Origin of the sequence: Tepidanaerobacter syntrophicus (genome assembly GCF_001485475.2) — a bacterium.
GTDB lineage: Bacteria > Bacillota > Thermosediminibacteria > Thermosediminibacterales > Tepidanaerobacteraceae > Tepidanaerobacter > Tepidanaerobacter syntrophicus.
On record NZ_DF976999.1, the window covers coordinates 199,461 to 213,112 of the forward strand.

General features: G+C 39.2%; 11 protein-coding genes and 1 riboswitch. All 11 genes read right to left on the reverse strand.

Annotation, left to right across the window (positions count from 1 at the left end; all coding sequences use genetic code 11):
* Window positions 1-3 precede the first annotated feature (3 nt).
* The 11 genes from TSYNT_RS01860 to hutI all read right to left on the reverse strand — a co-directional run bounded on the left by TSYNT_RS01860 (window position 4) and on the right by hutI (window position 13,642).
* Complete coding sequence (locus TSYNT_RS01860; protein WP_059031462.1) at window positions 4-945, reverse strand: ATP-binding cassette domain-containing protein; 942 nt, start codon at window positions 943-945, stop codon at window positions 4-6.
* Window positions 938-1,987 carry an ABC transporter ATP-binding protein gene (locus tag TSYNT_RS01865; protein WP_059031463.1) on the reverse strand — a complete coding sequence of 350 codons (1,050 nt, stop codon included), beginning with the start codon at window positions 1,985-1,987 and terminating at the stop codon, window positions 938-940. Before TSYNT_RS01865 ends, TSYNT_RS01860 begins: the two co-directional genes overlap by 8 nt.
* 11 nt (window positions 1,988-1,998) lie before the next feature.
* Window positions 1,999-2,964: an ABC transporter permease gene (locus tag TSYNT_RS01870; protein ID WP_059031464.1), complete on the reverse strand. Its 966-nt coding sequence runs from the start codon at window positions 2,962-2,964 to the stop codon at window positions 1,999-2,001.
* Entirely contained in the window at window positions 2,964-3,908 is a 945-nt protein-coding gene (locus TSYNT_RS01875; RefSeq protein WP_059031465.1) for an ABC transporter permease, read from the reverse strand. Before TSYNT_RS01875 ends, TSYNT_RS01870 begins: the two co-directional genes overlap by 1 nt.
* A 125-nt stretch (window positions 3,909-4,033) precedes the next feature.
* Complete coding sequence (locus tag TSYNT_RS01880) at window positions 4,034-5,815, reverse strand: peptide ABC transporter substrate-binding protein (RefSeq protein WP_083497602.1); 1,782 nt, start codon at window positions 5,813-5,815, stop codon at window positions 4,034-4,036.
* Between the two features lie 355 nt (window positions 5,816-6,170).
* Window positions 6,171-8,024 carry a sigma-54 interaction domain-containing protein gene (locus tag TSYNT_RS01885; protein ID WP_059031466.1) on the reverse strand — a complete coding sequence of 618 codons (1,854 nt, stop codon included), beginning with the start codon at window positions 8,022-8,024 and terminating at the stop codon, window positions 6,171-6,173.
* Between the two features lie 19 nt (window positions 8,025-8,043).
* Window positions 8,044-9,132 (reverse strand): dipeptide epimerase, encoded by a 1,089-nt coding sequence (locus tag TSYNT_RS01890; RefSeq protein WP_059031467.1) that lies wholly within the window; start codon window positions 9,130-9,132, stop codon window positions 8,044-8,046.
* Window positions 9,133-9,222: 90 nt separating this feature from the next.
* Entirely contained in the window at window positions 9,223-9,759 is a 537-nt protein-coding gene (locus tag TSYNT_RS01895; protein WP_059031468.1) for a folate family ECF transporter S component, read from the reverse strand.
* Window positions 9,760-9,839: 80 nt separating this feature from the next.
* A riboswitch (THF riboswitch) is annotated at window positions 9,840-9,934 on the reverse strand.
* 95 nt (window positions 9,935-10,029) lie between these two features.
* Window positions 10,030-10,656, reverse strand: a complete 627-nt coding sequence (locus TSYNT_RS01900; protein WP_083497603.1) for a cyclodeaminase/cyclohydrolase family protein — start codon at window positions 10,654-10,656, stop codon at window positions 10,030-10,032.
* 38 nt (window positions 10,657-10,694) lie between these two features.
* Window positions 10,695-12,368 carry a formate--tetrahydrofolate ligase gene (locus TSYNT_RS01905; RefSeq protein ID WP_059031470.1) on the reverse strand — a complete coding sequence of 558 codons (1,674 nt, stop codon included), beginning with the start codon at window positions 12,366-12,368 and terminating at the stop codon, window positions 10,695-10,697.
* Between the two features lie 5 nt (window positions 12,369-12,373).
* Window positions 12,374-13,642 carry an imidazolonepropionase gene (gene hutI, locus TSYNT_RS01910; RefSeq protein WP_059031691.1) on the reverse strand — a complete coding sequence of 423 codons (1,269 nt, stop codon included), beginning with the start codon at window positions 13,640-13,642 and terminating at the stop codon, window positions 12,374-12,376.
* Window positions 13,643-13,652 lie beyond the last annotated feature (10 nt).

A 13,652-nucleotide genomic window follows, 5' to 3' on the forward strand; every position in this document is an offset into this window, starting at 1 on the left:
TCCTTAGACTCTCGATGCAGTCTTGTATTCTTCAAGCTCTTTTTTGTTTGCAAGAACAAAATGTTCTGGCTCAATTTCTACCCATGCCGGAGGATCGTTTTTATAATCATGGCAGCTTGGATCATATACCTGAAGCGTTTTTTGTTTTTCTCTTATAGGATCCGGAATAGGTATGGCCGAAAGCAATGCTTTGGTATAAGGGTGATACGGATGTGCAAATAATTTCTCGGTATCGGCCAGTTCCACTATCTTCCCCTTACGTATAACCGCTATTCTGTCTGTTATAAATCTTGCAACGGACAGGTCATGTGTAATAAATAAATAAGTAAGCCCTTTTTTCTCCTGCAGTTCAGAAAGCAGGTTTAGTACTTGTGCGCGAATGGAAACATCAAGCGCCGATATGGGTTCATCTGCCACAATAAATTCAGGTTCCATAACAAGAGCCCTGGCAATACCTATGCGCTGCCGCTGGCCGCCGGAAAATTCATGAGGAAACCTATCGGCAAATTCCGGCAGCAGTCCTACGTCCAAAAGCGCTTTTGCAACTTTTTGCTTTCGCTCTTCTTCATTTTTATAGTTTTTTATATTATATAGTCCTTCTGAAACTATATAATCAACCTTTGCTCTTTCGTTTAAAGACGCAATAGGATCTTGAAATATCATTTGTATTTTTCTAGTCAGTTCTTTGTCTAACTCCTTGCTTATTTTACCGCTTATTTTCTGCCCATGAAATAAGATTTCTCCCCCTGCAGCCTCGTTTATCCTCATTATCGCCCTGCCTATGGTGGTTTTACCGGAACCAGACTCACCTACAAGGCCAAAGGTCTCTCCTTTGTAGATAAAAAAACTCACATCGTCCACCGCTGCAAATTTTTTCTTTTTTATCCCAAACTCTACTCGAAGATTTTTTATCTCCAACAAAACTTCTTTAGTCGCATTATTCATTGGCACTCACCTTCCACTGGGAGCGAAGTTTTTTAATAGATTCCGGAGGCTCGACTTTAGGAGCTCTGGGATCAAGTAACCAGGTTTTTGCTTTATGAGTAGGGCTTACAGAAAAATACGGCGGTCTTTTTACAAAGTCGATTTTCAGCGCCTTCGGATTTCTTGGGGCAAATGCATCGCCTTTTATTTCGGTAAAAAGATTTGGCGGTGTTCCTTTTATGGAATGCAGCTTTTCTCCCTTTACCCCCAGCTGGGGAAGCGAAGAAAGAAGTGCCCATGTATAAGGATGGCGGGGATCGTAAAAAATCTCTTCACATGTTCCTATCTCAATTACATCACCTGCATACATAACAGCTACCCTATCTGCCACATTCGCAACTACTCCCAAATCGTGGGTAATATAGATTATAGTCAAATCATACTTTTCTCTTAAGTTTTTTAGAAGTCGAAGAATTTGAGCTTGAATCGTTACATCAAGGGCAGTGGTCGGTTCATCGCAAATAAGTATCTGTGGATTGCACGCTATCGCAATTGCAATAACCACTCTTTGTCTCATACCGCCAGAAAACTCGTGGGGGTACTGATAATATCTTCTTTCAGGCTCTGTTATTCCTACATCATTTAGGATTTCCAGGACAAGTTTTTTTGCTGCTCTTCCTTTTAGTCCCCTGTGCAGTTCTATAGATTCTTCAATTTGACTGCCTATGGTCCTAAGGGGATTTAGTGAAGTCATGGGTTCTTGAAAAACCATGGCAATTTCTTTACCTCGGATTTTGAGCCAATCCTTTTCTGTCTCATATTTTGCCAGATCTTCTCCTTTGTAGATGATGTTTCCTGAATCTATCCATCCGTTATCGTCAAGTAGCCCCATAAATGCCTTTGTAAATACAGATTTGCCGGCTCCTGACTCACCTACTATCGCCAGACTTTCGCCTTTATAAAGATCCAGTGATGCTTCTCTTATAGCAGTCAAGGTCCTTCCTCTAAGTTCAAATTTAACTACCAGGTCTTTTACTGACATTATTATCTCTTTATCTGCCATATGGATACCTCCTAAACATGAGTCTTTGGATCGGCGGCATCTGCGAAAGCGTTACCGATTACGTAAAATGATATTGTTATTAGGGAAAGGACTATTGCAGGAAATATTAGCTGATACCTTAGCGAAGGCACCATCATCACCAGTCTGCCTTCATTTACCAAATTGCCCAAAGATGGTATGCTCACAGGAAGCCCTAAGCCGATATATGTCAAAAAAACCTCAGAGCCAATGGCTGCCGGTATGGCTAGTGACATTCGAAGCATGATTACGGAAACAAGATATGGTAATAAATTCCTTGTAATAATTCTCATTGTAGGCGTTCCGAGACACCTGGAAGCAAGGTTGTATTCTCTGTCCCTGATAATTACTATCTGATTGCGAATAAAGCGAGCAGTACCAAGCCAACCTGTTATACACATAGCAATGACAAGCGTCTGAATGCTAGGCCGCAAAATATAGGCAAATAAAACTTGGATTATGGTAGTAGGAATGTTGTCCAGCACATTATAAATTTCCGTAATAAGTGCCTCCAACCGCCGCACATATCCCCATAACGCACCTACCGTAATTCCTATAAGAGCATCCCAAATCGCTACAAGCAGGCCTATAAAAAGTGAAGTTCGGGTTCCGCTCCATATACGGGACCATAAGTCCTGACCTATAGAATTTGTTCCGAACCAAAACTCTCGGCTTGGAGGATGGTTTCTCAGCTGCATATTTGTTGCCGGATCTATATAGATTTTGGTAGGGGATTTTTGGTTTGGCAAATATGGTTGCACAACCGTAAAAGTAATGAGGATTATCATTATTGTTAAAAATAACATTGCCGTTTTATTTTTTTTAAATACTTGGAAGGTGGAACGCCAGTAAGAATAATTGGAATATCCGATACGTTCTGCCTCTGCTTCGTCATATTCTGCAAAAGTAAACAAAGATTCATCTATGCTGTCTTCTAAGTTATCGATTTTTCTGCTCATTATCTGGCACCCTCCCCTTTATCCAGTTTTATTCGTGGATCCAGTGATGCCATAAGTATATCGCCTAAAAAAAGCCCGATTATGCCAATGGAGGAATAAATCAAGACAAGGGCTTGCACAAGCGGATTGTCCTGCCTTTGGATAGCATCTACAAGCAAGCCGCCCATGCCGGGAATAGAATAAAGCGATTCAATATATATGGAACCGGATATCGTAAATAAGATAGACGCCGGCAAATACTGTGCCATTGGAACAAAGGCATTTTTTAAAACGTGCCGAGTCATTATTTTAGCGCTTGCAAGCCCTTTAGCTCGCGCAAGCTTTACATAGTCTTTGTTCATTTCATCTACCATATACCGTCTCATCCACATCGCATAAGATGCTGACCCGCCCAGGGACATAGAAATGGCTGGGAGTATCCAACTTCTTGGATTGTCAATGTTAAAAAGGATAGGAAGCTTGAAGATATTTGAACAGTACAGCTGTAAGAACAGATAATAAACTGCAGCAGGTACTGCATTTATAATGACTATATAGCCGGTTCCTAATTTATCCCAAAATCTGTTTTTACTTCTGGCCATTGCAATCCCAAGAGTTATTCCAAATACAAGGGATAGTGCCATTGCAGCAAGTCCAAAATACACCGAATAAGGTATTTTAGCTTTTATGATATCAACTATCGGCATTTTTGGCCTATATATTATCGAAGTTCCTAAATCCCCGGATAAAATCGAAAGATAAAAATTTTTAAGTTGAATGTGTATAGGATCTCTGAGTCCCATGCTGGTTAATATGGCTTCCCTTTGCGCCTCGTCAAGTTTTTCATAGTTGTCGCCAAAATAACCTTCCTCAGGCATCAGACGCATCAGGAGAAAAACAACAGTTATTACGATTATCAAGGTGAGCAGTGAGCGCAGCAGCCTTTTTAGTGAATATTTTAGCAATATCTTCAACCTCCCTTGTTTTAAAAGTCCGCCTTTTGTGCAGAAGTTGATTTAATAATTGTTAGCAAATTTTATATAATTTATGATTGAAGGACTATTTTAAAATAGTCCTTCAATACTTATTCCTATTGCGCCGCTTTCTTTAATGCTTCAGCACGCTCTTTCTCCCATTGTTTGAGCGCTTCATTAAATTCTTCGGTATTCATGGGCTTATCAAGTATCTTTTGTCCTTTAAATCTCTCGCTGGAAACACCAAAAGGCGAATATGGTGATTCAAAAGGATTAAGCCTTGATGCTGAGTAGCCTCCACCGCCCACTGAATACGGTATTACAAAGGCTTGATCTATCAAAAATGCTTCAGCTTCAGCAAATAAAGTATAGCGTTTTTCAAGGTCAAGATATTCAGACTTTGCAGCATTTACCATGTTTTCATATTTGGTTTTGCCATTTGTTTCGGTATAACCTTCTGCCATATGAGGCCAATTATAGTTGCTGTCAGGAACAAAGGGATCTGTATACGTCTCCGGATCTGCATAATCCGGACCCCAGTTGCATTCCATTAAAGCATAATTTCCTGCGCGCCGTGTAGCATCCAAAAATCCTGTTGGCGGGTAGGCCTCTATTACAACATCGATGTAATCGGCGCCGAGAAGGTTTTCCAGCTGCTGTTCTATTACTTGAGCACGATTTATCCAATCAGTAAGACCTGTATTGTAAGGCATTAAAACTTTTACAGGAAATTTTGCCTTTCCCTGCAATTCAGCTATGGCTTTTTCTTTGTAGCTAAGTGCTAAATCTTTATTAAAGGAATCGGTGTTCGAAAATTCTGCAAGGCCATTTAATAAGGTGTAATCAGTTCCGTTTAAGTCTACAAAATTTTTAGGGGTTATTGTGTTGTTTAGTCTGTATTCAGGGTTATAAGGTTCTGCAGTAAGCATTGCCGCTTTCCTGTCAAGCGCATGGAAAATCGACTTACGGAAATTTGCATTATTAACCGCTATTTTCCAATTATCAGGCTCGTGTTCTGCCGCAAAATGCGGATTAAAGTTGAAAGCATAAAAATATGTATAGAAATTTGTCCTATTTGGGCGAATTAAGTCCTTTTTCTCAGGGTCTTTCATCCATTCATCAAGAACTGATGCTGGAATATCCGCATAGTCAATATCGCCACGCAAAAATAGCTCTGGTGCCAGTGTTGCCGCTTCTTTGTTGTAAATATAGTTCAGTTTTTTAATATACACATGTTCTTTGTCCCAATAATTCTCGTTTGCCACAAGTACTCTTCTTGTCTGAGGCTCAAATGTCTGCATTATATATGCACCATTGTAAAGAAAATTAACGTTGTCGGTGCCGAATTTGTCGCCGACTTCTTCTAAAAATTGCCCGTTAACAGGAAAGAAACATACATATGTCAACATAGATAGAAAATATGGTATTGGTTTTTCCAGTGTATATTGAAGGGTATAATCATCAATAGCTTTTACGCCGACTTGGCTAAAATCTGTAATTTCTCCATTGTAGTATTTTTCGGCGTTTTTAATAACTCCATAAACTATATTCGAAGTTTTGGACCCATTATCAGGGTTCAGTATGTACTTTATTGAATCAACAAAGTCTTGTGCTTTTACCTCTGCATACTCCTTACCTTCATAGGTATACCACTTGACGCCTTGGCGAAGTTTAAATGTCCAAACAAGTTTGTCTTCGGATACGCTCCATTCTGTAGCAAGGCAGGGCTGCACTACGCCATACTTATCATAATCAATTAAAGTGTCTACTAAATTTGCTGCAAGGGCAAATTCCGAAGTGGTGGCCGTAGTTAAATAATTAATTGTAGAAATTTCTCCGGAATAAGCTGTTGAGTACTCATCTTTTTTTTGACCCGGTTCCCTCGTTTTTGCCGCCACCTGATGAACAACCTGTTACAATAAGTGATAAAACCAACAAGGTAATTGTAAGTAATGCTATTCCTTTCTTTTTGAACATACTTTAAAACCCCCTTAATAATAATAGATATTGGTTATTTATATCGTTTATATAATAAACGCTGACGCCGTTAAAATATATTACTTTATATCTCAGCAAAAAACATGCCAACCAAAAATACTGAATTTTCGTAAGTAATTTTTGAACATAAACACTTAATTTCCTATTTTCAGGAATACTTTTTATGTGTAAAAAGATGTAATACTTGAATTACATCGATTTAGATACCTTGAAACAGTCTTTCCCATAAATAGAACTAATTCCGGTTATCCGGACTTACTGGATATCATATTTTTTAAGTCTTTCATAAAAAGCCGTTTTGCTCATACCAAGACTCTTCATAGTCTTCTTTTTGTCGCCTTTATGCAGTTTTAAGGTTCTTTTTATAGTGTCTTTTTCAAATTCTGCAACCGATTGTTTCAGAGGGACTATGTCGCTTATTTCAAAGTTTTCATTGTTATTTGGTTTTAATACTAGATGTTTTGAAAAAATAGAATTTCCATCACACAGATTAACTGCTCGTTCAAGGATGTTTTCCAGTTCTCGTACATTTCCCGGCCAGTCATAGTTTAAAAGCATATTAAGAGCTTCAACTGAAAGGGTTTTTCTGCCACAGCCTACTTTTTCACATATTGCCGGCAGGAGAGCCTCTACTAGGGGATATATATCCTCTTTTCTTTCTCTAAGTGGCGGTATCCATATCGGAAACACATTTATTCTGTAGTACAAGTCTTCTCTGAAATTGCCTTTAAGTATCTCTTCCTCCAGATTTCTGTTAGATGCTGCTATAACCCTAACGTCGACCTTTATTTTTTCTTGGCCGCCGATTTTGTAAAAACTTCTATCTTGAAGGACTTGGAGCAATTTTACTTGCAGGGGTGGCGATATTTCTCCAATCTCATCTAAAAGTATCGTGCCGCCATTTGCCATTTCAAAAAAGCCTTTTTTTCCTTCAGCTCTAGCTCCTGTAAAAGCTCCGCGCTCATAGCCAAATAACTCACTTTCAAGAAGGGTATCCGGTATAGTGCCGCAGTTTACATGGACAAAAGGCTTATCCCCTCTGCTTCGTTCATGGATAGCTTTTGCTATAAGCGTCTTGCCTGTGCCGCTTTCACCTAAAATTAAGACTGTAGAATTTGTATTTGCAGCCTTTAGGGCAAGCTTCTTGACGTAATTCATTTTTTTGCTTTCACCAATTATATTTGGGAAAAGTTCCTTTAGCATCTTTTCTTCATGCAATTCTTTTTCAACTTTTTCAAGGTTGAATAGTGCATCATCTCTTTCTCGTATGACTCGCTTAATTTCGGAAATATCCTCAACCTTAAGTGCTGCTCCGATTCTTTTACCGTCTTTATCAACGGGTATCAATGTGCACATCGTGGGAAAACCGTTTATTTCCTTGAATTCATCTATATAGCTTATATTTTCGCCTTTCGCTACATCGTAAAACTCCTTAATAGTCTTGCATCCTTTGTGAATTTCAAAAACATTTTTTCCAATAACATTCAGGAACTCAGAGTTTTCACCTTTTGCCATATATTCTTTGCCGTCCAATATATCCTTTAATCCTTCGCCTCTTGCCGTATAGCCCTGAGCCTGATAGAATTTCATTTTCTTTGTTGCTCTGTCTAAAATTACAAGATGCCCAATGTATCTGACATAGTTCATGCTGTATTTTTCGCCGTCTGCTTCGATAGTTATTATTTTATTTACAAGATCTATAACAACTTTAATGTCGATACCTAGAAATTTAGTTTCCATTTTAAGGGCATTTTTTACTTCATCACTGCCTTTACATATATACACAGGCTTAACACTGCTATCCTTATAAGCCCCTACGGCAATCAAAACATCGTCTTCTCTTATTCTCTTATCACGAACACCTATATATTCAAGGGATTCTGAATCAAGACCGCCGTCGTCTTTTCCTACTGCGTTATCGCCTATAATAACTATGTCGCCATCGTTAATTTTCCCCTTTAGATGGCTTATCTGCTGGTTGTGCAGGATGCCAAATATCTCTTTTGCCTTATTGTTATATATCTGTATGGTGCCATTATTGTCAATAACTATAAAGCCTTCCGACATCATATCGGTAAAAAGTTCTAAGTGCTCAGTGCTTTCAAACATAAACTCACCCTTAATAAAATTAGTAGTACTCGACACTGTTTATTTCTTTAAAGCCTAGCCCCGGTTTATTATCTAATGTTATCACATATTCATCATAGTTTGCTCCTCCTATAACCGGATCTTCGGCACATAGGTTGGGCCCATCTAAATCAAAGCGGGTTATTATACTTTTTGCACACGCAAGATGGCACGCCGCAGTAAGACCAATCTTGCTTTCCATCATACACCCAAGCATACACTCAATACCATATGTTTCTGCAAGATCGCATATTTTCAGTGCATTGTGAATCCCTCCTGTTTTCATAAGCTTGATATTTATTAAGTCTGCTGCCCTATTTTGAATAATATTTGCTGCATCAAGAGGTGAAAAAACACTTTCATCGGCTAATACGGGAATTTCCACATTATCGGCAACATACTTAAGCCCTATTATATCAGAAGCCTTTACCGGCTGTTCCACAAGTTCTATGCAAAGCCCGTCATCTTCCATTTTTCTTAATATCTTAACCGCTTCTTTTGGCGTCCAACCTTGATTTGCATCTATGCGGATATCAATATCATAGCCAATTGCTGCTCTTATAGCTTTTAACCTTTCCAAGTCTTTGGAAGGATTTTTTCCTACTTTCACTTTAAGTGTCTCATAACCTTTTTCAACAGCTTCTATTGCATCTTTTGCCATATCTTCCGGCTCGTTCACACTGATTGTTATATCTGTCACTACTTTATTTCTAAATCCGCCAAGAAGCTTAAAAACCGGCGCGCCATAAAACTGTCCGAACAAATCATATATTGCCATATCAACCGAAGCTTTTGCATTTTCGTTATGTACAAGTGATGCATCTATTTCTGTCATTATCGATTCTAGGTTTTCTACTTCCATGCCGATAATCTTTGGTTTTATATAGTCTGTTATGGCACACTTTATAGAGCCTATGGTATCTCCTGTAATCACAGGAGTCACAGCCGCTTCCCCATAACCAATGCTGTCTGTATCAGTGGTAATCTTAACAATCATATTCTCTAGTTCATAGACTTCGCGCAAGGCAGTTTTAAACGGCTTTTTCAAAGGAATCTTTATCTTCCCCACTTCAATATCATTTATTCTCAAGAAAAATCACACCTTTTGAAGTTTTAATTAAATAAATTATATCACTTGAAGCAAACTATGTGCAAATGTAAACAGAAAGTAAAAAAGCCCCTATTTGGGGCTGTAAGTAAGGATTGAACCTGTTTTTTTCTTAATTGCCAGCGTCAAAAAAGAATAGAGGGGGACGTTGATACACTGAGCGACTATTCTCGCCGGCAGCGTAACAAGAAATGGTATGTTAAAGCCAAGCTGTAAAAAGTATGGTGTTAAGATAACTGATGTTATAACTTGGCCGATACCAATAGCTATAATATATTGCCATAGGGTGTCAGGTTGGTTTTTGAAAAAGGTTTGGAGAATGAAAGCGGGAATCATGCCGCCTAATGCCGCTGAAAGCGTAATTGGAGGAAAGTAAAAACCGCTGGGGTTTATGAAGAATCCCAAGAAATCTCCTAATGCACCTACTATCCCACCGGCAAGAGGGCCAAACATGATGCCTGCAAAGATAGTCGGAAAAGCTCCAAAACCTATCCTTATACCCTCAACTGTTCCAATGTTTATCCTGATGCTTGCCACCCTTGACAGTACGATATTTAGAGCAACAAGAAAGGATAAATACACCATTTCTCTGGTAGAAATTTTTTTCATTAAAATAAGCCTCCTTCCATTTTTAATGGCAGTATGTTATTCTGCCACACCAACGGAAAAAGGCTTTGTTCCTCTGATGTGGCAGCGAACGCGATAACTTACCGCAAGCGAAAAGCTTTTCGTCCAAGGGCAACGTCCCATCCCTTGGCACTTGACGCAAGTTACCTACTCTGCCTTAATATTAGCTATATTTTATCAAAATTTTCGTTCTTTTGCCAGTAAATATGTTATCTTATTTTACCTTAATACATATTTGCAGCAGTTTATCTTTCATAAGCTCTCTAATACTGCTTCGTACACTGCATCTGCCAACGTTACTCCTTCATTTAAAAGTTGTTGGACTTTTTCGTTGTATTTTTGTACGAAGTCATCATCATCAATGTTGCCAAGATTTATTTTTACATTAAGCCACGCACCGCAAAGGGCAGTTTTTAAGCACAAAGCGCCAACTCCTGTATCGCTAATTGTAGAAGTGTTTGTATGGCCTAAAGACTTTTCGTATAAATGCAATGCTTTTACAGCTTTTTCCATAATCTCATAAGGAGCCTCAACTGCACCTTTAAGAGCTTCTTGTACTTTTTCTTTTCGTTTTGCCTTTTCTTCTTCATTGTTTTTTGGCATTTTAAAAGCTGCAGTAACTTTGTTAAATGCTTCGGTGTCTTCTTCCATTAATTTTATTAAATCCTTTTGAAGTCTTGCAGCTTCCTCAAGCAATTCTTTCATAAGAGGTTCGCTTTCTTTGTATTTTTGTTTTCCAACTGTCAGGTTCGCAACCATTGACATCAAAGCCGTTCCTATAGCTCCAACCAGTGCTGAAGCAGCACCTCCTCCCGGAGTAGGCTCCTTGGAAGCTAAAACATCCAAAAATTCTTTTATGCTTATGCTGCTGTTGATCACTTTTATTTTACCACTCCTTTGTTAAAGGTATACCTTTTCTAAAACAGACCGGTAATCCTTCCAGACTCATCGATATCAATTCTTTCCGCTGCAGGTGCTTTAGGAAGTCCCGGTAGTGTCATAATCTCACCGGTTAGTGCCACAATAAATCCCGCGCTTGCCGATACCTTTACCTGCCTTACAGTTATTTTAAAATCTTTGGGTCTTCCTAAGAGCTTAGGATTATCCGAAAGCGAATATTGAGTTTTGGCCATACATATAGGCAAATTCTTATATCCTAATGTTTCAAGATTTGCAATCTCCTTTTCTGCTTCTTTTGTAAAATCCGCACCATCAGCTCCGTATATTTCATGAGCTATAATTTCAATTTTTTGCTTGATGCCGGCTTCTAAGGGATACACAAATTTAAAGTGATTCTTACCTTTTTCTGCTGCCCGAACTACTTTCTCAGCCAAATCTATGCCACCTTCTGATCCCTTTGAAAAAACCTCCGAGAGGGCTACAGGCACTTTAGCCTTGTTGCACACATCAAGCACCATATTGAGCTCAGCTTCAGTATCACCCGGGAAGCGGTTTACGGCTACAACTAAAGGCAATCCAAACTTCTCAGTAATGTTTTCAATATGTTTTTGAAGGTTATCCATACCTTTTTCCAGTGCTTCGAGGTTTTCTTCGCCTAAATTGCGTTTGTCTACACCTCCATGAAGCTTTAATGCCCTAACGCTTGCTACCAATACTGCCGCATCAGGCTTTAATCCTCCCTGCCGGCACTTGATATCGACAAATTTTTCTGCGCCCAAATCTGCCCCAAAGCCTGCCTCGGTTACGCAGTAATCCGAAAGTTTTAAAGCAGTTTTTGTTGCAATAAGGCTGTTGCAACCGTGAGCTATATTAGCAAAGGGTCCTCCATGAACAAAAGCAGGTGTGCCCTCAATTGTCTGGACTAGGTTTGGATTTAGAGCTTCCTTCAAAAGAACAGCCATAGCGCCGTGAGTTTTAAGGTCCCCGGCAGTCACAGGTTTTCCGTCGTATGTATAGCCTATAATTATTTTTGAAAGTCTTTCTTTTAAGTCTGTAAGATTTTGCGAAAGACAAAAAGCAGCCATTACCTCGGAAGCCACGGTGATATCATATCCATCTTCTCTTGGAACGCCGTTTGCTTTTCCTCCTAAGCCGTCAACTACAAATCTAAGCTGACGGTCGTTCATATCTACACAGCGGCGCCAGGCAATCCTACGAGGATCTATTTTTAATGCATTTCCTTGATAAATGTGATTATCTATCATAGCTGCCAAGAGATTATTTGCAGCTCCAATTGCATGGAAATCACCTGTAAAATGCAGATTTATATCTTCCATTGGAACAACCTGGGCGTACCCTCCGCCTGCCGCCCCTCCTTTTATGCCGAATACAGGTCCAAGGGAGGGTTCTCTTAAGGCTATCATGGTCTTTTTGCCTAATTTATTTAGCGCATCGCCCAATCCTACTGTTGTTGTGGTCTTTCCCTCGCCTGCAGGTGTAGGGGTTATGGCAGTTACAAGGATTAATTTTCCATCCTTTTTATCTTTTAATCTGTTATATACATCAATATTAACCTTTGCCTTATATGGTCCATAATAATATATATCTTTTTCTTCAAGTCCGACAGATTCGGCTATTTCCTTAATCGGCTTGATTTTAGCTTCTTGAGCTATTTCGATATCAGTTTTCATATACTTCACCTCATTGTATGTTTATCCACTACTATTTTACCCTGCTTAACAACGGTTTTTACTAAATTTACACCAAAATGATATACTATAAAGTCTAAATCAGGCGAATCCCAAAGCAGGATATCCGCCTGTTTTCCAACTTCTAAGCTTCCTACAACAGATGACCTGTTAATAGCCGCAGCGGCGTTTAGTGTTGCAGCCGTTAATACTTCTTCAGGCGTCATCTTGTATTTTATACAGGCAAGATTTAAGATAAGCTGCAGTGATTCTGTAGGGCATGAACCGGGATTGAAGTCAGAAGCCAAGGCTACCGGAATGCCTTTTTCTATCATGGTTTTCGCTCTTGCAAAGGATTCATCTAAATAGAGAGATGTTCCCGGCAAAAGGATTGCTATAGTACCTGCCTTTGCCATATCATCAATACCTTTATCTGATGCATGAATCAGATGTTCAGCAGAAATAGCCTTAACTTCAGCGGCAAGCGATGCGCCTCCTAAGGGCGTTATCTCATCGGCATGGACTTTAGGAATGAGACCATGTCTTTTGCCTGTTTCGAGGATATCCCTTGACTGCTCTACATCAAAAACCCTATCCTCGCAAAATACATCACAAAACTCTGCCAGATTTTCTTTTGCAACCTTTGGAATCATTTCTTCCTTTATTAATTTTATATAATCATCAGCTCTTCCTTGATATTCCTTTGGAATAGCATGTGCTCCCATAAATGTAGGGACTAAGTCAACTGCATGTAATTTATTTAGCTCTTTAATTACATTTAAGGATTTAATCTCATCTTTTACATTTAAACCATATCCGCTTTTCGCCTCACAGGTGGTTGTTCCATAGCTTAGCATTATATCAAGGGATTTTTTGCCTTTTTGCACCAGCTCTTCAAAACTTGCCTTGCGCGTATGCTCTACGGTGCTTAGTATTCCTCCTCCCATGCTCAATATATCAAGGTAGCCGGCACCTTTTAGCTTTAATGAAAGCTCTTTTTGCCTCCACCCTCCAAAAACCAGGTGTGTATGTGGATCTACAAGGCCTGGAGTTGCAAGGCAGCTTTCGGCATCGATAACAACAGTATCATCATTTATAGGGATATCTTTAAGTTCCTTATCTTCGCCTATGGCAGTAATTCTACCTTCGGAGGCTGCAATAAATGCATTTTTAAGTATTTTTATATTTCCCTGTTCCTCGCCTTTCAAACAGCTTGTCCCTTCTGGGGTTGCAAGCATGCCAATATTTTTTATAACAAGTTGTCCAGTGTCTTTCAAAACTTCACCT